19 protein-coding genes and 1 tRNA gene are annotated in these 22,821 nt (G+C 49.0%); 9 read left to right on the forward strand and 11 right to left on the reverse strand.

Annotated elements, in window-relative coordinates:
- Positions 1–158 precede the first annotated feature (158 nt).
- Positions 159–2,057: a glycosyl hydrolase gene (locus BGX12_RS06735; RefSeq protein ID WP_158278188.1), complete on the forward strand. Its 1,899-nt coding sequence runs from the start codon at positions 159–161 to the stop codon at positions 2,055–2,057.
- Positions 2,058–2,150: 93 nt separating this feature from the next.
- On the opposite strand, the gene BGX12_RS06740 is transcribed toward BGX12_RS06735, so the two are convergent.
- Positions 2,151–3,695 carry a sialate O-acetylesterase gene (locus BGX12_RS06740; RefSeq protein ID WP_109735327.1) on the reverse strand — a complete coding sequence of 515 codons (1,545 nt, stop codon included), beginning with the start codon at positions 3,693–3,695 and terminating at the stop codon, positions 2,151–2,153.
- 233 nt (positions 3,696–3,928) lie between these two features.
- Between BGX12_RS06740 and BGX12_RS06745 the strand changes: the two genes are divergently transcribed.
- The 5 genes from BGX12_RS06745 to nth are packed head-to-tail and all read left to right on the forward strand — an operon-like array spanning position 3,929 to position 8,808.
- Positions 3,929–6,343, forward strand: a complete 2,415-nt coding sequence (locus BGX12_RS06745; protein WP_109735328.1) for a DUF3536 domain-containing protein — start codon at positions 3,929–3,931, stop codon at positions 6,341–6,343.
- Between the two features lie 12 nt (positions 6,344–6,355).
- Positions 6,356–6,871 (forward strand): hypoxanthine phosphoribosyltransferase, encoded by a 516-nt coding sequence (gene hpt, locus BGX12_RS06750; RefSeq protein ID WP_109735329.1) that lies wholly within the window; start codon positions 6,356–6,358, stop codon positions 6,869–6,871.
- A gap of 25 nt (positions 6,872–6,896) precedes the next feature.
- Entirely contained in the window at positions 6,897–7,397 is a 501-nt protein-coding gene (locus BGX12_RS06755; protein WP_109735330.1) for a hypothetical protein, read from the forward strand.
- Entirely contained in the window at positions 7,394–8,179 is a 786-nt protein-coding gene (gene cysE, locus BGX12_RS06760) for a serine O-acetyltransferase (protein ID WP_109735331.1), read from the forward strand. The genes BGX12_RS06755 and cysE overlap by 4 nt, the downstream gene beginning before the upstream one ends.
- The gene (nth, locus tag BGX12_RS06765) at positions 8,179–8,808 is read left to right on the forward strand and encodes an endonuclease III (protein ID WP_109735332.1); all 630 of its coding nucleotides are present in this window, start codon (positions 8,179–8,181) and stop codon (positions 8,806–8,808) included. Before cysE ends, nth begins: the two co-directional genes overlap by 1 nt.
- A gap of 37 nt (positions 8,809–8,845) precedes the next feature.
- On the opposite strand, the gene BGX12_RS06770 is transcribed toward nth, so the two are convergent.
- From BGX12_RS06770 to BGX12_RS06795, 6 genes are all read right to left on the reverse strand, one after another.
- Positions 8,846–9,778 carry a UDP-glucuronic acid decarboxylase family protein gene (locus tag BGX12_RS06770; RefSeq protein WP_109735333.1) on the reverse strand — a complete coding sequence of 311 codons (933 nt, stop codon included), beginning with the start codon at positions 9,776–9,778 and terminating at the stop codon, positions 8,846–8,848.
- 49 nt (positions 9,779–9,827) lie between these two features.
- Positions 9,828–10,799 carry a GGDEF domain-containing protein gene (locus BGX12_RS06775; RefSeq protein ID WP_109735334.1) on the reverse strand — a complete coding sequence of 324 codons (972 nt, stop codon included), beginning with the start codon at positions 10,797–10,799 and terminating at the stop codon, positions 9,828–9,830.
- An 83-nt stretch (positions 10,800–10,882) separates the two neighbouring features.
- Complete coding sequence (locus BGX12_RS06780; RefSeq protein ID WP_233246292.1) at positions 10,883–11,743, reverse strand: type III pantothenate kinase; 861 nt, start codon at positions 11,741–11,743, stop codon at positions 10,883–10,885.
- 39 nt (positions 11,744–11,782) lie between these two features.
- On the reverse strand, positions 11,783–12,646 hold the full coding sequence (gene nadC, locus BGX12_RS06785) for a carboxylating nicotinate-nucleotide diphosphorylase (RefSeq protein WP_109735335.1): 864 nt from the start codon (positions 12,644–12,646) through the stop codon (positions 11,783–11,785).
- A gap of 141 nt (positions 12,647–12,787) precedes the next feature.
- Positions 12,788–14,239: a sugar transferase gene (locus BGX12_RS06790; RefSeq protein ID WP_109735336.1), complete on the reverse strand. Its 1,452-nt coding sequence runs from the start codon at positions 14,237–14,239 to the stop codon at positions 12,788–12,790.
- A 56-nt stretch (positions 14,240–14,295) separates the two neighbouring features.
- Positions 14,296–15,585, reverse strand: a complete 1,290-nt coding sequence (locus tag BGX12_RS06795; RefSeq protein WP_109735337.1) for a homoserine dehydrogenase — start codon at positions 15,583–15,585, stop codon at positions 14,296–14,298.
- A 265-nt stretch (positions 15,586–15,850) separates the two neighbouring features.
- Between BGX12_RS06795 and BGX12_RS06800 the strand changes: the two genes are divergently transcribed.
- Entirely contained in the window at positions 15,851–17,023 is a 1,173-nt protein-coding gene (locus BGX12_RS06800) for a sugar transferase (RefSeq protein ID WP_109735338.1), read from the forward strand.
- 193 nt (positions 17,024–17,216) lie between these two features.
- Here BGX12_RS06800 and BGX12_RS06805 read toward each other — a convergent pair whose 3' ends face one another.
- Complete coding sequence (locus tag BGX12_RS06805) at positions 17,217–17,654, reverse strand: DUF3332 family protein (protein ID WP_109735339.1); 438 nt, start codon at positions 17,652–17,654, stop codon at positions 17,217–17,219.
- 331 nt (positions 17,655–17,985) lie between these two features.
- Here BGX12_RS06805 and BGX12_RS06810 point away from each other — a divergent pair, with 331 nt between their 5' ends.
- Both BGX12_RS06810 and BGX12_RS06815 read left to right on the forward strand, forming a co-directional pair.
- Entirely contained in the window at positions 17,986–19,476 is a 1,491-nt protein-coding gene (locus tag BGX12_RS06810; RefSeq protein WP_233246293.1) for an extracellular solute-binding protein, read from the forward strand.
- 94 nt (positions 19,477–19,570) lie between these two features.
- On the forward strand, positions 19,571–21,274 hold the full coding sequence (locus tag BGX12_RS06815) for a sensor domain-containing diguanylate cyclase (RefSeq protein WP_233246294.1): 1,704 nt from the start codon (positions 19,571–19,573) through the stop codon (positions 21,272–21,274).
- Between the two features lie 192 nt (positions 21,275–21,466).
- On the opposite strand, the gene BGX12_RS06820 is transcribed toward BGX12_RS06815, so the two are convergent.
- From BGX12_RS06820 to BGX12_RS06830, 3 genes are all read right to left on the reverse strand, one after another.
- A tRNA-Pro gene (locus BGX12_RS06820) sits at positions 21,467–21,540 on the reverse strand.
- Between the two features lie 88 nt (positions 21,541–21,628).
- A complete protein-coding gene (locus BGX12_RS06825) occupies positions 21,629–22,372 on the reverse strand; it encodes a hypothetical protein (RefSeq protein ID WP_109735342.1) in 744 nt (247 codons plus the stop codon).
- A gap of 81 nt (positions 22,373–22,453) precedes the next feature.
- A complete protein-coding gene (locus BGX12_RS06830; protein WP_109735343.1) occupies positions 22,454–22,798 on the reverse strand; it encodes a class I SAM-dependent methyltransferase in 345 nt (114 codons plus the stop codon).
- Positions 22,799–22,821 lie beyond the last annotated feature (23 nt).

The following is a 22,821-nucleotide window of genomic DNA, read 5'->3' on the forward strand; positions in this document are numbered from 1 at the left end:
TCTCGGTTAAGTCTCATCGCTTGTCCTTTTCTTGGTCGAAAACGCAAGTTAGAAACCTAACCATCCCTAGAATTCACTTTCTAGGGATTTTTTTTTGTTTTCAGCCTAGATCGGATTTACTTGACGATGAGAATCCGCGTTTGAAAAAAGGTATGTTTATGGGAATCAAATTAACTTTAGCAGCCCTGATGGGCATTGCCGCTGTAGCCTCCGCCGCAGATGCAGTCAAGTACGAAGCAGAAGAACAGACAGGAGTCACCGCAGGCGATATCCTGACCGGAGATGAATATTCCGGTGGAAAGTACGTGAAGGTAGGGGCTGCAATGACCTTTACCGTCAAGGTGGATGAAACAGCCATGTACGATATCGAAACCCAGGTTTTGATCAAGCAGTACGACTGGACAACCTCCAAAATCCTGGTGAACGATGCGGAAGTGGGCTCCATGCTCACCACGCCCCGCAACTGCGATTCCGCTTACGTCATTACCGCTTCCGCCAAGATGAAAGCGGGCGAAAACACCATTACAGTGGGCAACGGTGCCATCGGTGTGGACTACATTTCCGTAGGCCGCCATCCGGATCCGGAATTCAAGATTAGCGCCCTTCCCGTAACGCCTAATGCTACAGAAAGTGCCATGAAGGTAAAGACTTTCCTTCGGGATAATTTCATGAAGAAGACCATCAGTGGCATGATGATCAGTGACCAGAATTTCAATTATGATTATGGCAACATGAAGTTGCTTTCCGCCGCAGAATGTACCCCTCAGGATTCCTGCAAGTTCCTGAATGGCGAAGACACCTGGAAGGGTCAGACCGATATTGCGGAATTCTACAAGCGTTCCGGACACTACCCTGCCATCGGCGGATTTGATATGCTGTTCGCAGCAGGCGGACATCACGAAGAAGGCTGGTTCCGAGGTTATACTGAGAATAATCTGGTCATGACTGAAGACTTGTGGAACATGGGCGGCATTCCCACTTATACCTGGCACTGGAAGGTTGGCAAGGACACCGTTTTCTACACCCAGATGCAGGGTTTCAAGAATGCAGGCTGTACCGAAGACGTTGCTGGAACCGCAGAAAACAACACCTGTTTCAACTACACCAAGGCGTTCAAGGGCGAATCCTGCGCAGAAATCGATGAAACATCCCAAGAATACAAGGACATCGTCGCCGACGTAGATATTGTTTCCGGCTATTTCAAGCAGCTAGAAGAAAAGGGCATCGCCGTGGTATGGCGTCCCCTGCACGAAGCAAGCGGTGGCTGGTTCTGGTGGGGCGTAGGCTCTCCCGAATGTTACGTTCAGCTCTGGCGTCTTGTCTTCGACCGCATGGTGAATGTGAACAAGAATAAGAACCTGATCTGGGTCTGGAATATCAATACGGATCCCAAGTTCGGTTATGACTATTCCGCCCTCAATGGCGCCTGGTATCCGGGCGCAGAATATGTGGACATCGTTGCCGTGGATATTTACGACCCGCTAAACAACCACAATTCCGCAGCCAACTACTGGAATAAAATTATCGAGGAAGTAGGAACCGACAAGATGATCGCCCTTAGCGAAAACGGCGCCATTCCCGACATCGACAGCATTGCGGAAGACAAATCCTATTGGAGCTACTGGATGACTTGGAGCCAGACCTGGAGCGGGAACTTCCTGGAAAAGACTTCTACTGACATGTGGAAACGCAACCTGGATGATGAACGCATTATTGCCTTGGACGACATGCCTGGCTGGGACAAGGTTGTTGCAGACAAGTCTACGGAAGGCGCCATCATCGCCCCAAGCAAGGTCATTGCAAACCGTAGGCAGCTGATTGCAGGTTCCATGAACATTGACGTTATTGGAAACACCATCCAGATGAACATTCCTACTGCAGGCAGGGGCGCCGTAGCACTCTACGACCTTCACGGAAAACTCGCCATGAACATCGTTCGCGGAAACATCAACGCAGGAACGCTATCCGTTAGCACAGCCACCCTGCCCCGCGGCAAGTACATTCTCCGAGCTATAGTGGGCAGCAACTCCTTAAACAAGGTTGTGAACGTTCAATAAAGCCGCGCTGTTCGCAGTAGCAAATTAACTATAAAAAAGAAAACTGCCGTTTGACGTAAGTCGCGGCAGTTTTTTCAGTTTTTTTGCGGTTCCTTACTTTTCCACGTTGCGGATCATCATTGTTTTTCCGCTACCTTTTAGCATGAACACGCCTTTGCCCAGATTGCGAACCTTGGCACCTTCGCTTTCACCCAAATAATTTCCGTTAATGTCAAAGACCTTATAAGTTGCAGACTTGTCAAGTTCCAGTCGCATACCTTTGTTGCCGATAGTTGCGGTAGTATCTGCACGACTTGCAAAATCCAGCCAGTCGATATTCACGTAGGAGCCGTCAATAACAAGCTTCAGTACGTGTTCGCCAGCAGCGATTTCCGAAGTTTTAAAGGTAATTTCCTTGTAATCACCCCAGCCACCAATGCTATCCACCTTGACGGTATCTGTAATGGGTTTATCGTCTAACTCCAGGTGAAACGCACTACCCTTTGCGGCACTGGCCACACGAGCTGTTACAGAGTAATCTACAGCGTCAGCAACTTTCACGGTATATTTAAGCCATTCGCCCTTTTCAGTGTAGCCAATCACATAAGAACCAGGCTCTGCTGAAAGTTCTTCAATGTCTACGCCATCATTGCGGTAGGCCTTGGATTTATTTTCAGAATCGTTATCCAAGTAGGATTTTCCGATGGAACCAACACCGGGCTCATCATAATTTTCCACCTGGAGCTTGCCCGGGATTTCCGCAACAACACCCTTGAAAGGAGTATGAGGAGACGGCGGAACAGAAACACGGTTCATATGTTCCAGCATCACCTTAGCGTAACGCTTACCAAATTCAATGTAACCGGCGCGGTTAAAATGATAACTATCGCCAGCACTTCCAAGACCGGATGAAGAAACCGGCCAAGCATTGTCCATCACCTTGGTAATGCGCTGCACCTGGCTTGTACTAAAACTCCTGCAGCAACCATCTTCACGCATTTCTCCTGCAAGCAGCGGAACCGTATCGGAGCTAAGCCCAAGATCCTTCAGCATGTCGTCGCGAATTTTCTTGAGGTCTTCGGCCCAATGATTATTGTTCCAGTCCGATTCGCCCTGGTGAACAATGATACCCTTGATGACGCCATCCTTTTGGGCAATCTTTGCAAGGTCTATAATTCGTTTGTACAAATTGCTATCGTAAGCTTTCGCCCAGTTGATAATCCAGTTTTCCTTTTGACGGGCAGGGTCTTCGAGATAAGCTTGCCAATTGTCCTTATCGAATAACTTAAGCGCGGTACCACCCACAGCAACAGAAATGATACCCACTGTCACGTCAGGCAGAGAATCCACCAAAGTACGACCAAAGTAATCTGCCACAGAAATACTAGGCGGATTATCGCAATTTGCCAACTGAGACGTGGCATCGGTCCAAACACCCAAGGTGCGTCCCTTGGCCGGGCAATTCATTGAAGGTAAAAGTTTGAAACGGGGATAAGGCTTCGTTTCAGGTTCTGCAGCGCCCGCGGCTCCTGCCATATTGGATTGGCCAAAGGCAATGTAGATGTGGAAATTCGGATCTGGCGCAGCATTTACATTAGAAGCTGCTCCAAACAAGAACGCGCCGGCCACTGCCAAGTGCTTAAATAATTGTTTTTTCATATCAATCCCATAGCACCATATTGTGCAAAAAGCTCTCAAAAACACCACTTCATGAGAGCTGAACTCAAGTCAACATGAATATAGGCGTGTTTTTGTGATTTTAAACACATGCGACATAAATCCCCATGGAACATTTATCCACGAGGGTTGCTGCAAAGCCACGTAGTACAAGACTTTATGAAAAGATTTCTAAACCAAATTTCTATCTTTTGCGAAAAATATTTGGTGTTATTATGTCTGAAAAGCATCCTTTGTACTTTACCATTCACGGCCATTTCTATCAGCCGCCCCGCGAAAACCCCTGGACCGGAGTCATTGAAAACCAGCCCAGCGCACGTCCCAATCATGACTGGAACGATCGTATTGCAAGTCAATGCTATAGCCCTAACTCCGCAAGCCGTATTCTTTCCCCAAACGGCCGCATCGTAGACATCGTCAACAACTACGATTTCATGAGTTTTAACATGGGTCCCACTCTTATGGGCTGGATCCGTACCCATACTCCGGATACCTACAAACGCATCCAGGAAGCAGACAAGCGTAGCATTGAACGCTTGGGTCATGGCAACGCCATTGCCCAGGTCTACAACCACATTATCATGCCTCTTGCTTCTGCAGAAGACAAGAAGACTCAGATCCACTGGGGCATTGAAGACTTCAAGAGCCATTTCGGCCGTATGCCGGAAGCCATGTGGTTGGCAGAAACAGCCATCAACTTCGAAACCGTCGTTGAACTCATCAAGGCTGGCATCAAATTTACCATTCTCTCCCCCACCCAGGCAGATTCCTTCCGCAAGCTGGGCGATGAAGAGTGGACCGGTTGCAGCAACACCGACATTGACACCACTCGTCCTTACCGCATTTATCCTCGCGATAAGGAAGGCAACCTGGTATGCGATGGTTACCTGGATGTATTCTTCTACAATCCCTGGCTTTCCTCCGCAGTGGGTTTTGAACATTTGCTCCGCGACGCAGGCACCTTTGGTCGCCGCATCAAGGATGCATGGGATGAAAATCGAGAAGAAGCTCAGCTCGTAAGCATCGGTACCGATGGCGAATCCTATGGTCACCATGAACCCTTTGGCGACATGTGCGCCGCATGGCTGTACAACCATTACGCACCGGAAAACAACATGGTACCGGTGAACTACGGTTGGTTCCTGGAAAAGTTCCCGCCTAAACATGAAGTTCTCCTGAAGAATTTCCACAGCGAAGGTTGCGCCTGGAGCTGCGCTCACGGTGTAGGCCGCTGGTATCGCGACTGCGGTTGCTCCACTGGCGGCGGCCCCGATTGGAACCAGAAGTGGCGCGGTCCTCTCCGCGACGCCTTTAACCACCTGAAGAAACTGGCAGACGACGTTTTCGTCCGCGAGTTCGCAAAGATTTCCAACGTCAATCCCTGGGACGCCCGCAATAACTATGTCCAGACGCTGGTCGTTCCCGAAGACAAGGAACGTATCAAGACATTCCTGAAGACAACCGTCAAGCAGCCGGATAACGAGGACATGTGCGCCAAGGCCATCCGTCTTCTGGAAATCCAGAAGTTCTGCCTGTTCAGTTTCACCAGCTGCGGTTGGTTCTTCAATGATATTGAAGGTCTGGAACCTGTTCAGAACATGCGCTACACCCTCCGTGCCATGGAACTTCTGGAACCGTTCCTCCCCCGCGACCACCACATCCGTAACCAGGTGTTGAGCATTCTTGCCCGCGCCACCAGTAACGAACACAAGTGGAACGGTGCGGAAGTCTTTACCCGCTACGCCGAAGAACAAGTTCCCGTTGTGGTCAAGCAGATGGCAGAACGCGCAGCCATCTTCCACCTGAACCTGGAAAACGACTACGAAAATGCGGACGACCGTATGGTCGCAACCAAGATTGCAAGCAATGACAACCAGACTCTGGTCCGTGCAGAATACAAGGACAAGCTCATTGGCGAATCCCGCGTCGCTTCCGTCCTGGTCATTACAGATTCCCTCGGTAGAATCAACATCGTTGTTGCCGATGGCGAGAACGACAAGAACGAACTGAAGTTCGTAGAGAATCCGAACATGAGCACCGAGGAACTCCAGAGCGAATACCCCACCGCCTATGTGGTCCGTATGCGCGACCTGATGAGCGACTCCCTGCGTCGAATCAACCAGATTACCACTCACAAGGACCTGACCTCCATTACCAAGTCCTTCTCCAGCTTCGCCCTTTCTCACGGACTTTCCATCGACAGTTTGGCCGACCCCGACCACACCCTGCCGGATACTCTCCGTAAGATCCTGTCCCTGGAAATCAACTCCAAGATTCACCACATGGCTCTCCAGTACCTGAAGAAGGATGACAAGAGCTTGTTTGATGAAATCCGTGATTTGATTGATGAAGCCAAGCGCCTGGAAACCACCTTCAGCTTTGGTGGTACTGGCCGCATCTTCTTTGCAAAGCTTTCCGAACTCATTGACGCTGTATCCGGAAAGTACAACAAGGCAACCGTGGATCACATCACGGGGCTCATTACTGTTGCAGATTGGCTCCAGCTGGGTATTGACAAGACTAGCCTCGAGAATAAGGTGTTCCCCTTCTACAAGGAATACATCAAGAATCCCGAAGGCAAGCTTGTGGGCCTGAAGCCTATGTTCAGCTGGCTGAACTTCGAGGTATAAAAAGTGTACGTGATGTCCGAAAAGCCCATGATATCTGCAGAGCAGATCCAGACCCGAGTCAAGGAACTGGCTGCAGAGATCAGCGCGACCTTCGAGTTTGACGTAATCCTGTCCGCCCTTACCGGCGCGTTCATGTTTACGACAGACCTGTGTCGAGCCATGGCTAACACCAAGCACCACATCGCATTCATCAAGGCATCCAGCTATGGATCTGGAATGGAATCCAGCGGAAAGCTCCAGGTCTCAGGCCTTGAGAAACTGGACCTTCAAGGTAAGCGCGTATTGGTCATAGACGACATCCTGGATACGGGCAACACCATGTGTACCCTAGTTTCCATGCTAAAGGAAATTGGAGTCGCAGACCTTCGCACCTGCGTTCTCATGAACAAGGAAGAACGCCGCACCGTAGACTACCACGCAGATTTTGTCGGTTTCGAAATCGCAAACGAATTCGTGGTAGGGTATGGATTGGACTTCAACGAAGACTATAGAACTCTTCCCGAAGTCTGGACATTGAAGGAAGTCTAACCCCTCATTTGCTAGGTTGAAAGATATGGCAAATAATGATTTAGATGAAGTCAAATTCCACGCGACCCAAACCTTCGAGGCTGTCGGTCGTAGCTTCAACAAGATTGGACGCGGCAAGCGTTTTCTTATCGTACTTGCCGGCGGTCTGTTTTTCTTCATTGGCGGTTACGTCACTTGCAAGCTACTGAATGACATCCCTGCGCTTGGCACCATCGAAAAGATCGCCGCCCAGCCGGACCTTCCCAACAAGTGCAAGTATCGCTATGATCGAGCCATGGAATACGCCATTATGCACGAATGCGTTTTCGCGGGCCAGAAAGCCCCCCGTAACCAGACGGAACTGGTCCAGCGCATTAACTACTGCACCTGCGCTCTGGAAGGCGTCCAGAAAAAGAAGCCCTACCAGAAAATGTTCGAGAACAACCTGGTTGACTTCTCCTTCAAAATTCGTGAAGAAAATCTCTGCCAGGAAAACAAGGTCATTCCCACTCTTGAAGAAGAAGAACCTGTCAAGGAAAAGAAATGAATATCGTCGACATAGAAAAATCCATTCGTGAAGAAGCCCTGGAACTGGTGCAGAGGGAACCCCTTTCTGTACTGATGCTCAACGAACAGATCCTATGTCGCAAGAGCTTTGGAGAAATGCTGGGAGTGACCCTCTCCTGTCAGCTTGCCGGTGAAGTCATTGATAGAGCGGAGCTGGAAAAAATGTTCCGTATTTTGTACGAGAAGTACCCGGAACTTTTGACCAGTGCAGCCAAGGACTTGCACGCCACCGTCCTGCGAGATCCAGCATGTACCAGTTACCTGGAACCGCTCCTGTTCTTCAAGGGCTTCCAGGGATTACAGGCTTACCGCGTCGCCCACGTACTCTGGGAAGAAAGTCGTTCCTTCCCCGCCAAAATGCTCCAGAGTATTATCAGTCGCAAGTTCGGCATGGACATCCACCCGGCAGCAAAAATCGGCTATGGCCTTTTGATTGACCACGCCACCAATATTGTGATTGGTGAAACTGCTGTTATCGGGAACAATGTCTCCCTGCTTCACGGCGTTACTTTAGGTGGTACCGGCAACGAGGTGGGTGATCGTCACCCGAAGCTTGGAGCAGGCGTCATGGTAGGCGCACATGCCCAGCTGTTAGGCAACATCCACATTGGCGACGGAGCCAAGATTGGTGCAGGCGCCGTTGTGGTGAGCGATGTTCCCGCACACACCACTTACGCAGGCGTGCCCGCAGTTCAGGTGGGTCGTCCCCATGATGAAATGCCCAGCTTCAACATGCAGCAGGACTTCACTCGCGACGCCTAATGACAAAGAAAGAACGTATCACCTTCATCAACGAAAAACTGGACGAGTTGTTTCCTAACCCGCCTATTCCATTGAATTTCAGCGATCCGTTCACTTTGCTTGTGGCTGTTGCCCTAAGCGCCCAATGTACCGACGCACGAGTCAATGTAGTTACCGCAGAACTTTTTAAGGTAGCCGATACTCCCGCCAAGATGGTCGCCCTGGGTGTCGAAAAAATTGCAGATTACATCAAGACTTGCGGACTTTATCAAAACAAGAGCAAGAACATTTTCAGGCTTTCCCAGATTCTCGTGGAAAAATACGGTGGTGAAGTTCCCCGCACGTTCGAGGAGCTGGAAGCGTTACCAGGCGTAGGGCACAAGACCGCAAGCGTCATGATGATCCACGCCTTCAACACGCCAGCCTTTCCCGTGGACACCCACATCCATCGTCTCGCCGCCCGTTGGGGACTTTCCGACGGGAGCACCGTAGAACGTACCGAAGCCGATCTCAAGAAAATCTTCCCTCCCGAAGACTGGGAAAAGAAACACTTGCAAATTATTTTATTCGGAAGAACCTACTGCAAGGCCGCGGGTCATAAAGTCGATCAATGTCCCATTTGTAGCGTTGTAGGCTGCAAGACGAAATAAGCGAGCGTTTCCGCCCGCTTTATTCATCATTACTAGACTAGCCCTTCAGCAGTTCATCAAAATAGCAGATGGTCTTTTCAAGGCCCTTGCGCAGAGGAATCGTAGGTTCCCAGCCGAGAGCGCTCTTTGCCAAGTCAATGTTCGGACGACGCATCTTCGGATCGTCCCCCGGCAGAGGCTGATAAATAATCTTGCTCTTGGAGCCGGTAAGGTCCAGAACTTCCTTGGCCAATTCCAGCATGGTGAATTCGCCGGGATTGCCGATGTTCACAGGGCCAATAATCTTGTCCTGGTTCATCATGCGTACAAAGCCTTCAATCAGGTCGTCCACATAGCAGAAGCTGCGTGTCTGGGAACCGTCACCATAGATAGTGATGTCCTGGCCCTGCAAAGCCTGCACGATAAAGTTGGAAACCACGCGGCCATCGTTGGGCAACATACGGGGACCGTAGGTATTGAAAATACGGACAATGCGGATATCCACATTGTTCTGGCGGTGGTAATCCATAAAGAGGGTTTCAGCCACGCGCTTGCCTTCATCATAACAGCTGCGGATTCCGATGGGATTCACGTTTCCCCAGTAATCCTCTGTCTGCGGGTGAATCGCAGGATCGCCATAGACTTCGCTGGTACTTGCCTGGAGAATGCGAGCCTTCACACGCTTGGCCATGCCCAGCATATTGATTGCGCCCATGACGCTGGTCTTGATAGTCTTTACAGGATTGAACTGATAATGCACCGGGCTTGCGGGGCATGCCAAGTTAAAGATGCGGTCCACTTCCAGAAGAATCGGTTCCGTCACATCGTGACGGATCAGTTCGAAGCACTTGTTGTCACGAAGGTGTGCCACATTAGCCATACGGCCAGTGAAGTAGTTATCCAAGCAAATGACTTCGTGACCATCATTCAGGAGACGTTCACAAAGATGACTTCCTAAAAAACCCGCACCACCAGTAACTAAACAGCGCATATTAAGCTCCAATTATATGAGCATAATATAGCTTATAAAAGATTCGTTATCACTTAACGATCTGGTTCTTGCCGTGCTTCTTACCCCAATAAAGCTTTTCGTCCGCCTGACGGATGTAATCCTCGTATTCCGCAATATTTTCACCAGTACAAAGACCGATTGTCACAGTAATTGCAATCCTGGTATCCTTATGGTAAATTACCTGGTCGGCCAGTTTGGCACGGAAAGAACTTAAAATATCCAAGGCATGGGAGTTATCGATTTGCGGCAAGTAAAGCACGAATTCTTCACCACCCCAGCGGACCGCCACTGCATTGGACGGCAGACAGGATTCAATACACTTACTGACGGCAGACAGGACCCTGTCACCCGTTTCGTGTCCGTAGGTGTCGTTAATCTTCTTGAAGTCATCCACGTCCAGCATGGCCACGGAGAAGGAACGTTCCTTTTCTTCCTTGCTACGCTTCATGATGCCTTCAAAGAAACGACGATTGTAAAGGCCTGTCAGCATGTCGTGATTGCTGGTGTAGTCCAGCTTTTCCCTAGTAGTACGAAGTTCAACCAGATAAAGATTAGACAGGTAGAAAAGGGTAAACAGAGTAATAACGAGATTGATGCTATTTACAAGAGACTTGTATTCAAGAACCGTATCCATCAACTCCGGATGGAACGAAAAATTGTAAATGGAGATCTGACTAATGGCCACCGCGCAGATAGCCCCAATAAACTGGTACACATATTTCTTCCTATTTTCGGAGGGGAGCAGGAAGAATATGACAGCCACCATTCCGATGACAAAGTTCAAGTAACCAAAGTGACCACCAGAAGTCAATTCACTAAGAGCTGAGAAAATGATAATTTCGAAGTAGGCGAAGGAAATCCTGAGATTTTCGCTTTTCCTCATGAACAGGATGAAAATTACATACAGGCAAGAACTGACGCCATTAAGAACCGCAAGAGGGAACAGCCCTATTTTCCCGAAGAAAAAGATATTGAATACATGAACACAAAGACACATCATCAGAAAGATTACGGTCCTATGTTCCGACAGATTCCTTAAAAGATTTTTCTGCACCTATATTTCTCCTTCTTACTTGAGAAAACTTATTCTTCCTCGGTGTCTCGCGATTCCTCGCTATTGATATTCGTCGCGTCCCCGTTCAGGGCCACTAGGCGAATTCCTCGCAGCGTCAGGAATGGATCATACTTGTCAATCAGAGATGTTCTTCGAGCGATCGTTTTTCCCCATCCGCCGGTCGCATAAACCGGCATATCGTCGCAGCCAATTTCCTTCTTTATTTTTCCAATCAGGAATTCCAGCTGAGCAAGAAAACCATACAGAAGACCTGCACGAATGGCGTCATCCGTGTTGTCCGCAACAACTGCGTCGGGCCATTCGATGGTCACCGGAAGCAGTCGGGCTGCCTTCTCCGTCAAGGCGTCCAAGCTTGCGTTAATACCGGGAATAATCACGCCACCTGCAAAGGCGCCATCCTTCATGACGTCAAATGTGGTGGCGGTCCCCATATCCACAATAATCGCATTCTTGAAGCCCGCCTCGCGCATGGCGACTACGTTACACAGACGGTCAGCGCCTGCCATAGACGGATTCTGATAATTAATCCGCAAACCCATGCAGTTCTTGGAATTCACCACCTGCACACGTTTCTTCAGCAAGGAATCCAGAGCCTTAATCCACGGACGTTCCAATGCAGGCACCACCGTAGATAGGCCAACATGAGTAATCTCATCCGTTTTGATTTTGGAAAAGCCTAGAAGGCCACCCACCTTGTTCATCACTTCGTCAGAAGTCGTTTCCTTGCGGGTAGTGAGGCGCCAGTAATCCACCACCTTGGTACCCTTGAAGATACCAAGTACGGTGTGGGAGTTACCTACGTCCACCACGCAGATTACCGGCTCCTTGCCGCGAGTCTTGCGCACAACCTTTTTACTATCCGACTTCAACTGTCTACTTCCTTCTGTCTACTAACTACTCGCGCAGCGTTATATCCTCATGGAAATATCAAGGGCCTTCACGCTGTGAGTGAGTGCGCCGACAGAAATAAAGTCAAGACCGAGAGTCGCAATTTCCTTGGCACGTTCCAGAGTCATGTTTCCGGAACCTTCCACCAGGCACTTGTCGCCACTTTCCTTGATGATCTTCAGAGCTTCCGCCATAGTTTCGTTGCTCATGTTGTCCAGCATGATAACGTCAACGCCCTTGTTCAAAAGTGCGCGGAGCTGATCGAAGTTTTCCACTTCCATTTCTACCATAAGGTTCTGGGTATTATTCTTCTTCACCACGGCAAGAGCTTCCAGCACGCCACCGGCGGCAGCAATATGGTTGTCCTTCACCAGCACCATATCAAAGAGACCCATTCGATGGTTAGAGCCGCCGCCAACGCGAACAGCATACTTCTGCAAGGTTCGGAAACCAGGAATGGTCTTACGAGTATCAAGAACCTTGGTCTTGCCGCCCTTCAAAGCTTCCTGGAAAGTGTGGGCCACAGTTGCCACGCCGGAGAGCTGCTGAATGAAGTTCAGCAAGGTACGTTCGCCAGTCAAGAGTTCGTGGGTAGTACCATCCAGTTCGGCAATTAGGTCACCCTTCTTCACCACGTCACCATCCTTCTTGTGAAGGGTAACAGTTGCGTTTGCCTTCATTTCCTTGAACACCAGTTCAATAATGGGAAGGCCAGCCACAACGCCATCTTCCTTGGCGATGAGGCGTGCGTGCTGTTTCTGGTCAGCAGGAATAGTCCACATGCTGGTCACGTCACCAGTGCGAACATCTTCAGCCAAGGCCAGACGAATCATGGTCAAAGCATCTTCTGTAGGAAATACCGGAGTAGAATTATCACCGTACATAATCAAGGTCCTTATATAAACGTTTTGGTATGAGGTATGGGGTCGCTCATTTCATTCGCTCTGAGGTATGAGGATACTTACAACCTCTAGGGCGAAGCCCGACCTCATGTCTCAAAGTGAGCACAGCGAACGACCTCATAGCTACTGTGCGCCCTTTCCTGTTAAAACAACATAAACAGTACGAACGAGAATCTGGAAATCCAAAAGCAGACTCATGTTCTCGTAGTAATACATATCATACTTAAGTTTAATCTTCACGTCTTCGGTGCTAGTATCATAATGGTGGCACACCTGAGCCCAGCCCGTAAGGCCCGGCTTCATCTTCAGACGGCTAATGTAGAACGGAATCTGTTCGCGAAGTTTACCAATAAATACAGCTCGTTCCGGGCGAGGTCCCACCATGCTCATGTCACCCTTCAGCACGCACAAAATCTGGGGAAGTTCATCAATACGAGTCTTACGCAGGAACCGCCCAATGCGAGTAATGCGAGGATCGTTCTTGGTCGCCCACTGGGCACCGAACTTTTCGGCATCGGTACGCATGGTACGGAACTTGTACACATAGAAGGGCTTACCATAAAGACCAATACGTTCCTGGGAATAGAAGATAGGTCCCTTGTCGTCCAGCTTAATAGCGAGAGCCGTCAGCAGGCAAATGGGCAAGGAACAAATACCCAGGAATGTTCCGAACAAAATATCGATTACACGCTTTACGCGAACCTGCCAGGGAGGCATCGTAAAGGGCAAAAGTTCCTGCAGTTCAAAACCATAAACAAGATTTGCCTTGAACTGACCGCTAATCACCTGATAAAGTTCGGGAACCAAATAAATATGAAGAGGACATTCGCAAATCCACACCAGGATACGCATGATTTCCTGGGGAGAGTTACTTTCGTGAGCGATAATGATACCAGAGACTTTATACTTCTTGATGAGGACAGGCAGATCGGAATACTTGCCTAGCACAGGCGCACCTGCAAATTCCTTTTCCATCACCTGAAAACGTTCATCCACAAAGCCAATCACTCGCTGACCACGCTCCGGAGTCCGAGCCAAATCCTCGGCAATTTTGCGACCAGCTTCCGTAGCACCCAGCACCAAAATATTGTTGGCACCATATCCATGACGCAGGAGACCACGAAGACATCCATAAATAGCCATACGGAAAACAGCCACCAGACTCAGGGAGAATCCACCATAGATAAAGATCCAGGGGAAACGGGATCCATACAGATAGCCGCTGCTCAAGGGTTCATTGGACATCACCTTGCCAATGAATTCAGCACCGAACAGGCAAAGAATAATCAAGACAATTCCGATAACCACAGCACGAATCACTCGCAGGATCTGGTGTGTCCTGGACTGCAGGAGCCAGGAACGATAAAGACCCGCACAAGTAAACAGCACAAGCCAGGCGACATTCAAAACTAGGCCCATGTGGTAGTAATCCGCAAAGGACTTCGTAGGGTCGAACTTATCGACAATCCAACCGCTATGGAACTGAACCCAAAACGCCAAGCCAAAGCAAATGGACAACACCACGAAATCCGACAGGATAACGAGGATTCTTTCCAATGTGGTAGCTCGAATCATAATGACACCAATAGGATAAATTCAAAAAGGGTCGGGAAAACCCCGACCCGGATTTTTTATGCCAAGAAACGAATGACCTGGCTCTTTTCCACGATTTCAGCGAGAGCGTCAATGGCATCCACAGCCTTTTGAGCCTTGCTGTCCTGGGTATTTTCGGTAATGACAACCACGGAAACCTTACCCGGATCCTTAACGTTCTTCTGGATGATGGTTTCGATGGAGATGTTGTTGTCGGCCAGGATCTTGGTGATCTTAGCCAGCACGCCGCATGCGTCACGGGAAGTGAAGCGCAGGTAGTAACGTGCGGAAGTTTCGGAAATGGGAACGAGCGTTGCGGAATTTTCCACGTTGAACCAACCCATGGGCAGAGCCTTGCGGGAACCGCAGTCGGTGGAGCGAGCCAGGGAGACCAGGTCGGCTACAACGGCAGAAGCGGTGGGAAGACGGCCTGCACCAGCTCCAGTCTGGAGGGTTTCGCCCAGGTTGTCGCACTGGAGGTAGACTGCGTTGAGAACGCGATTTACGCTGGACAGCTGATGTTCCATGGGAACCAGGCACGGATGGACACGAGCGTCCACACGGTCACCTTCACGGCGGTAAATACCCAGGAGCTTTACGCAGCAGCCAAGTTCCTTGGCGATAGCGATATCCTGGGCGGTAATCTTGGAAATGCCGGTCACATGAATCTTTTCGAAGTCTACGCGATGACCGCTGCAAAGGGAAGCAAGAAGTGCAGTCTTGTGAGCGGAGTCGATACCTTCGATATCGAAGGTGGGATCGGCTTCAGCAAAACCGAGACGCTGGGCATCCTTAAGAACTACGTCGAAGTCCAGACCTTCTTCTGCCATACGGGACAGGATGTAGTTACAGGTACCGTTAATGATGCAGCTCAGGTTTTCAACGGTAGAACCCAGGAGACCTTCCTGAAGGCTACGGATAATAGGAATGCCACCGCCAACAGCAGCTTCGAACAACACATGCAAGCCCTTCTTAGCTGCCAGGGGGAAGATTTCATGGCCATACTTAGCCAAGAGAGCCTTGTTTGCGGTAACCACATGCTTGCCGTTTTCAAGGGCTGCAAGGATCCACTTACGGGGCATATTGTAGCCACCGGCAAGTTCCACCAGCACGTCGATATCATTGGAAGCGATCATTTCGTCGGCATTGGTAGAAGTCTTATAGCCCTTAGCCTTATAAGGAGCCACTTCTTCGTCGGACTTGGCGCAAATGCAAGCCAATTCCATTTCAACACCGAGCTTTTCCTTATATTCGGCAATCTTCTGTTCAAGAATCTGAATAACACCGCCACCGACGGTACCTGTACCAATAAGACCAATACGCAACATAGAGCGTCTCCATTTTAAAAATTTACCCTATGCAAGATAGAAAAAATCCCATTGGCTCCCCGCTGCTTTAAGTAAGATTGCCCCCTACGAAGCACCCCAAAAAAGAAACCATTTCAATTGAAAATACATTTTTTCCTTTGTTTTCTTTTGTTTTATATTTTTTGAGCAACAACTTATCAATAAAAAAAACAGTCCCCCTCTAGTTAGGCACGTTTTGAATTCTTTCCTGGCCACGTCACTGGCTTTTTATTCTAAATTTGGAATTATGGAACAAGCGAGCTCTAATCCGGCTATTGACAACCTGCTCAACGAGCAGAAGCTGAAAAATATTGTCTATCCGGCCCGCCTCTTCAGGGCGAGGCTCAACGAGGAATTCTTGCGAGCCAACCGCACCCGCAAGCCCTTCCTGTTCATCAAGATTTATTCCCACCAGTACGACATCTTCGGCTGGGCAAGTAATGATGTTACCGTCAGCAAGACCTGGCGCATTAGCCTTCTTACCATGTTCTCCCACCTACGTTTTATTGACGTTCTTGGGTATTTGGACGATGGTAGCGGCATCGGCATCATTCTCCTAAACTCCGACCTTTCCAAGCTGGAAGCCATCCGCAAGGAAATTCTCCACAAGTTAAACGATGCAGGCCTGATCCAGGCTCTCCGCATCAAGCCCAAGCGTCCCATCTTCCAGGCCTACATTTATAGCGGCCTTACCGAAAAGGACGCTCTGGAACAGCAGGACAAACTGGACGAATTCAACAGCACCAACGGCAGCTTCTTCAGCCTGCAGCGTCTGAACCTGGACCATATCTGGCAGCATCCTCACAAGATCCGTTACCGCCATGTCATCAAGCGTATCGTGGACGTGGTCTGCACCAGTACGGCAATCGTTCTTTGCTCCCCACTGCTCCTGTTCTGTGCTGCCGCAGTGAAACTCAGCGATCCTAAGGGACCTGTTATTTTCAAGCAGATCCGAGTGGGCCGTAACGGCAAACTGTTCATGATGTATAAGTTCCGCAGCATGTATGTGGATGCCGAAGAACGCAAGAAGGAGTTGATGGCCCAGAACGAAACCGGTGGTAAGACTTTCAAGATGAAGAACGACCCCCGCATCTATCCGTTCGGCCGCATTCTTCGTAAGTTCAGCCTTGATGAACTGCCCCAGTTCTTCAACATCATCAAGGGTGATATGTCCATTGTGGGTCCCCGTCCTCCTATTCCTTCCGAAGTGGCGGAATACGAACCGTGGCACCGCATGCGCCTGTCCGTGACCCCCGGTCTTACCTGCATCTGGCAGGTTAGCGGCCGTAGCAACATTAGCTTCGAAGGCCAGATGCGTCTGGACAACGACTACATCCGTCGCGACGGCAAACTTGGGGATGACTTCAAGTTGATTCTCAAGACCTTCAAGGTCGTGTTTAAGGGCGAAGGCGCGTATTAAGTTACAAGGGGCTCCGCCCCCTGGCCCCCCAAAAAAAGGATGCGACTTCGCAAGCAGAGCCTGCTTGTCTTTCCTTTTTTGTCTAAGGGGAACTAAAGTTCCTCCTTAGACAGATATCATTCAGTTATTTGTAGACAAAAAGAACCCCTGGCTTAAGCCAGGGGCACTTTTACAAAATTATGCAGTAATTGGATTACTTAGCAATTTCGTACTGAGCAACGAGGTTGCCTTCAACGTCGAGAGCGCGGACAACGTTTTCGTCGCGCTGGAGAGTGATGGTAGCCTTTTCGCCAGCAGCGGTGGTCAGTTCTGCGGTCATGGAACCGTCAGCGTTCTTGACAGCTGCGATGGTGTTGCCCTGAGCGTCCTTTTCGAAGTAGGAGTCGCCAGCAGCGAGAGGATTGGAACCGGTCCAGAATTCAACAGTGTTCAGAACGAGACCGTCGATGAGGCCGAGGCAGATCGGATATACACCGAAGCACATCAGGAAGAAGTGAACGATGGAGTTCAGCCACTTGTTACCAAGGGAGCCGTTCCACTGATGCAGCTTTTCGAAGCATGCGTTCTTGCCATAGCAACCGGTCAGAACAACCATGCCGGCGCAGAGAAGGGTAATGATACCTTTTTTCATTGTTATACTCCTTAAGGATAAGTTTATCGTTTCGTAACGACGTGAGAAATATAACTAAAATGACAGAAAAATCGAGTGAACCTACATTTTTTTTACGCCAGGAGAAAAATACGAGACGAAATGTGATTTAACTCACTTAGCAAGTCAAACCAATTCCCTTTTCCGGAACCGTTTTGAAGAATCACCGATCTTAATGCACAAAAGAACAGTTTTTATAAAAAAAACACTAAAATACCGACAAAAACGAAAAAAAACTCAATTCGCTTTTTCATTTTTTATTGTAATTTACCATTGATTATTAGGGAGTTTTATGCTTGATCTTTTTAAAAGAATGACTATTGCCGCAGCCGTCACAGCGACGGTCGTTTTTGCTGCACCCAAGCCGCTCACTGTTTGGATTATGCCCAACGGAGCGTCTCCGCAAGAAAAACTGGAGCAGCGTCTGGACCTGTTTACCAAGAAGACAGGCATTCCCACCAATGTTCAGGTTTTAGACTGGGGCGAAGCCTGGAGCAGAATCTCTCTGGCTCTGGAAGGACGACAGGAAGCACCGGATGTCCTGCAGCTAGGAACAACCTGGATTCCCCATTTCGCCATCCGCAATAAAATCAAGCCCTTGAACAGCTGGCTCAAGGAAATCAAGCCTAGTCGTTTCGTCCCCGTGAGCTGGAACACGACTCACATCGATTCGGACACCACCATCTATTCAGTCCCCTGGTTTATTGACATCCGCCCGATTCTTGCCAACAAGCGCATCCTCAAGAAAAACGGGATTACCAAGGAATCTGTCTCCACCTACGAAGGCTTTAGGGAGGCCCTTAAGAAAATCAACGACAGCCAGGAAATCCTGGACAATGGGTTGAAAGTCCGTGCCTATTCCTTCCCTGGCAAGAGCGACTGGAACATTCCCCATAATTTTGCACCCTGGGTCTGGAGTAACGGAGGCTCCTTCATCGAAAAGGATGAAGAAGGTAAATGGCATTCCAACATCCTGAGCCCAAAAACGCTCAACGGAATCCGAGCCTACTTACACTTCGTACGCGATGGACTTGTATCTGCAGAAGATCTCCAGTTCAATACCGCCCAGGTGGCCCAACTGTTCAACAATGGTGAATTGGCTTTTATCGTCAGCACATCCGAAATCGTGATGCAGACCCATTTTGACGGTTCCCAGGGAGGACTTGCAAACGCCCGTATCGGACAGGATTCGGTAATGGTGTTGCCTATCCCCAGCGGAACAGCCGGGTCCGTCAGCTTTATTGGCGGTAGCAACCTGGCAATCCCTGCCAGCAACAACCGTCCCGAAGCGAAGGATCTGCTGCTATTCCTGGTAAGCGACGAAAACCAGGACGCCTATACCAAGCAAATCGGATTCCTCCCGACTAGCAAGAACGTTCTTGAAAGCTGGGCTGAAGACGAGAACTACAAGATCCTGGTTCAAGGTCTGGAAACGGGACGAACCTACGCCACCATTCCTGAATGGGGCGAACTGGAACAAATCCTCGTAAGCATGTTCAGCAGCGTCTGGGACAATATGGAAATTCCGTCCCTCTACTCCGAAGAAAAGCTTTACAATCTGTTCTCCACATACTCTCTTGAAATCGACAAGAAGCTGAATTATCCCACGACCAATTCCATGACTTTGGCTGAATTCAAGGAAATCTGGACGCAGAAAAAGACCGATAGTTTAGATAAGACAATCGATGAAGAAGTTGTTAAGGACGCCATTATTTCCGACAATTTGAAAAAGGCTCCCTTCGTATTTATCACTATCCTTGTAATAAGCTTCCTCGTGAACTTCGCAAGAAAACGAAAGAAATAAAAAAACGAACTTATCACGGTAAACCATGCAGGAACACAGCGTAAAATTTTCAAGAAGCATCATTCTTAAGTGCATCTTGATTTTGACGATCTCCATGACCTTCGCGGTCCTGTGTGGTGTTTACGTCTATACCCAAAAACAGATGACGGAAATCGTGGAAAGGGCTTTTTCCAACGGAAAGAACATGCTAACCCAAAAGGCCCTTTTCGCCAATGACGAAATGGTCCAATTTGGCAGACGCCTTAAGCTTTTGGCAAGGACCTCCGAAATCCAGAGCATGGCCCCCATTGTTGTTGCGGGCTATCTCAAGAGCTATTCCGTTTCGGACCTATTCAATAAATCCGAGCTGATTACCATTTACGACAGAACCGGAAACTTCGTCTGCAACAATTCAATGATCGGCACGGAAAGTGTAAACGCCTATCCCGTAGACTTTTCAAGACTGACGCCGCACAAGGCATACTTCTCCCCTTGGTATAGAGACACCTCCGACCCCTATCCCAAGAGAACAGTCGGCATCAACATTACCAACCGCGCACAAGGCGACGGTAACTTGGTCGCCGTATTTTCCGCAAGTCGCATCTGGAAAAAACTGGAATCCACAACCCCAAGTCAACACGAAATTCTAGTTGCAGTCAACGGCAATGGTGAAATTCTTTATCATCCCGATTTGAACACCTGGGTCACCTCGCCTCACAAGATTTCCGAACTGGGACTGAATATCCCGAACATAAAGACATATAGCGTAACCAAGCCTGAGTTCATTACATCCCTCAAGAATAAACAGTATCTAGTCAACTTCGATTACAATTCCGACTACGACTTCGGGCTTTTCCTTTTCCAGCCCAAAAGCGACATTGACGCACAGGCTGCAACTACCAAGCAGATTAGCATCGTCATCATGATCGTTTTCATCTTCGTGATTACCATCATGGCTATCTGGATGTATCGACTTCTTGGCCGCCCCCTGAACAACTTGATCTACCACATTAGCCGAATTTCTAACGGTGAACTGGATATTGCAGAAATCAAGGTCGGAAACCGAAAGGATGAAATCGGACGACTGGCGGCAACCTTCAACCAGATGCACGATACCATTAGACGTCAGATTGAAGAGTTGAATTCCCATAGAGACTTGCTGGAACAGGAAGTCAAGGAACGCACCAAGGAACTTGAGGAAGCGAACCGAAGACTGGATCTGATTTCCAAGACGGATGAACTGACCGGACTTCCAAACCGTCGCGAAATGAACGAAACCATCGCCAACGAAATTGGAAGAACACAGCGCACCAACAAGCCCTTCTGTTTCATCTTTATTGACATTGACCACTTCAAGGCAATCAACGACACTTATGGTCACGCCTGCGGTGATGAAATCCTGAAAGCGGTTGCCCTGAACATTCGTGGGCTTCTGCGGAAGTACGATGTATTCGCACGCTATGGTGGCGAAGAATTCCTGACCCTGCTTCCGGAAACGGACCTGGATGGTGCCGCCGTAGTCGCAGAACGTTTCCGCCGTAAGATCGAGATGATGACTGTCCACTACGGAGACTACACAATCAACGTAACCATTACCTTGGGCGTATCCCGCTTCGACCATCGCCTGGGTGCCGACAGAAGCATCCAGATGGCAGACAAGGCTCTGTACCAGGGTAAGGAGTCGGGTCGTAACCAAGTAGTGGTATGGCAACCAGAATGGGTGACAGAAGCCGACTACGAAGCAGCAGCTATTGAACTTGCTGAATTCAAGAAGAAGCAGGAAAGAGATGCCGCAACTGCAGAAAACAAATCAAAATAAAGACGCCACCCACCTACAAAACATTCAAGCCGACTCCCCCGAGCCGGCTTTTTTATTTAACAAGAACAAGGTTTCGCAAACGTAAGCGGAGCGCATTGTTTGCTGGGGTGGGGGTCCAGGGGGCGGGGAACAGCCCCGCCCCTTGCATCATAAACAAAAAAAGGTTCGCAACTTTCGTTACGAACCTTTTTATCGGGATGACTGAATTCGAATCAGCGACCTCTTGAACCCCATTCAAGCGCTCTACCAGGCTGAGCTACATCCCGAGGACTCAATTAAGAGTAGACCAAAGTTAGTTAATATTCCGTTTTTTGCAAGGCGAAACACTAAAAAAAATTGATTTTTTCCGATTTTTTACTTCCAGAAGCCTATAACCAGTACTTCGGGCGTTGCATTGGGATATTTCTTACTCTTGAAGCTTACGATCTTACGAATGCTCCGCTGTTTCAGTTCCCATCCTTCGCGGCTCAATCCCTTGGTAGAAAGGGTGATTTTCAAGGCAGGGATCTTGCCCCCTTCCTTGACCTTGCCGTCAGCGTCGACCTTGACCTTCACGTTCTTGGTCTTAATGGAAAAGTCCTTGGCGGCTTCTTCGGAAAGGGTCAGATCCGGACGGGCCTTCCTGTCGGTTTCCCAAACATAGAACGTCCAATCACGAGATTCACCGGCAGTGTAATAGCCAGTGTCAAACATCTTTTCGTTAAAGAAGAAGGGAGCCTTGACCACACCATCCATGGATGTCAGATAAGTCTTGCCATCAGTTCCCACAAGAACCACCGTGGGACTTACCGGACCTTCCATAGCGGAAAAATCCAGGTCAAATTCTATTACCAGGGCGCTCTTATTCTTTACAGTAGAGGGGTACTTAAAATTGGAACAACCAATGCCCTGGCACATTACCGTTTCCAGATTGAGATCCTTTCCGGAAACATTGGCTCCCTTCAAAACAAAGTGCTTCACATCGCCCTGGTTCACTTCACCGATCTGGTAAACGGCAGGGGTAAACAGAATAGCGTCGGCAGCGAATGCCTGGGCGGCGAGGGCCGTAGCGAAAACGGATGCGCAAAGAACTGCGCGAGAGTTAAAAATTTTCTTCATGGTCTGAATATACAAACTTTATGTAGGTTGCGCAAATCTATTTAGGATAAGGTTGAGCAAATTTGAATGAAGCAGCGCAGATTACGCCTTGGTGTAAATGACCACGAAGCTCTTACCTTTTACGATATCCTTGATCTGGACATTTTCAAAGCCGGCCTGACGACCAAAATCCATCAGCTGTTCCGGTTCAAACTTCTTGAACCCCTTCTTGGTGTAGGAAAGCTTGTCCAGCCATTCCCTGGTGTAGACCACATTATAGAAGGTTGCACCAGGTTTCAGCACACGGCGAATTTCGGAGAGGCCTTTTACCGTGTCCGACCAGAAATAGACGGTGTTGATGACATTCATGATAATGCAGCAGACCTTCCCCACGAAACCGCGAGGATTTCCGAACTGCGAGCCGATATAATCTGTGAATTTCGACATGATTGTGCGACCTTTTAACGAAG

This window comes from Fibrobacter sp. UWR4 (genome assembly GCF_003149045.1).
Taxonomy (GTDB): Bacteria; Fibrobacterota; Fibrobacteria; order Fibrobacterales; family Fibrobacteraceae; genus Fibrobacter.

Bases quoted from the DNA above. Each gene is read 5' to 3' on its own strand.
- BGX12_RS06735 (WP_158278188.1), top strand. From the start codon at position 159: ATGGGAATCAAATTAACTTTAGCAGCCCTGATGGGCATTGCCGCTGTA.
- BGX12_RS06740 (WP_109735327.1), bottom strand. From the start codon at position 3,695: ATGAAAAAACAATTATTTAAGCACTTGGCAGTGGCCGGCGCGTTCTTG.
- BGX12_RS06745 (WP_109735328.1), top strand. From the start codon at position 3,929: ATGTCTGAAAAGCATCCTTTGTACTTTACCATTCACGGCCATTTCTAT.
- hpt (WP_109735329.1), top strand. From the start codon at position 6,356: ATGTCCGAAAAGCCCATGATATCTGCAGAGCAGATCCAGACCCGAGTC.
- BGX12_RS06755 (WP_109735330.1), top strand. From the start codon at position 6,897: ATGGCAAATAATGATTTAGATGAAGTCAAATTCCACGCGACCCAAACC.
- cysE (WP_109735331.1), top strand. From the start codon at position 7,394: ATGAATATCGTCGACATAGAAAAATCCATTCGTGAAGAAGCCCTGGAA.
- nth (WP_109735332.1), top strand. From the start codon at position 8,179: ATGACAAAGAAAGAACGTATCACCTTCATCAACGAAAAACTGGACGAG.
- BGX12_RS06770 (WP_109735333.1), bottom strand. From the start codon at position 9,778: ATGCGCTGTTTAGTTACTGGTGGTGCGGGTTTTTTAGGAAGTCATCTT.
- BGX12_RS06775 (WP_109735334.1), bottom strand. From the start codon at position 10,799: ATGATGTGTCTTTGTGTTCATGTATTCAATATCTTTTTCTTCGGGAAA.
- nadC (WP_109735335.1), bottom strand. From the start codon at position 12,646: ATGTACGGTGATAATTCTACTCCGGTATTTCCTACAGAAGATGCTTTG.
- BGX12_RS06790 (WP_109735336.1), bottom strand. From the start codon at position 14,239: ATGATTCGAGCTACCACATTGGAAAGAATCCTCGTTATCCTGTCGGAT.
- BGX12_RS06795 (WP_109735337.1), bottom strand. From the start codon at position 15,585: ATGTTGCGTATTGGTCTTATTGGTACAGGTACCGTCGGTGGCGGTGTT.
- BGX12_RS06800 (WP_109735338.1), top strand. From the start codon at position 15,851: ATGGAACAAGCGAGCTCTAATCCGGCTATTGACAACCTGCTCAACGAG.
- BGX12_RS06805 (WP_109735339.1), bottom strand. From the start codon at position 17,654: ATGAAAAAAGGTATCATTACCCTTCTCTGCGCCGGCATGGTTGTTCTG.
- BGX12_RS06810 (WP_233246293.1), top strand. From the start codon at position 17,986: ATGACTATTGCCGCAGCCGTCACAGCGACGGTCGTTTTTGCTGCACCC.
- BGX12_RS06815 (WP_233246294.1), top strand. From the start codon at position 19,571: ATGACCTTCGCGGTCCTGTGTGGTGTTTACGTCTATACCCAAAAACAG.
- BGX12_RS06825 (WP_109735342.1), bottom strand. From the start codon at position 22,372: ATGAAGAAAATTTTTAACTCTCGCGCAGTTCTTTGCGCATCCGTTTTC.
- BGX12_RS06830 (WP_109735343.1), bottom strand. From the start codon at position 22,798: ATGTCGAAATTCACAGATTATATCGGCTCGCAGTTCGGAAATCCTCGC.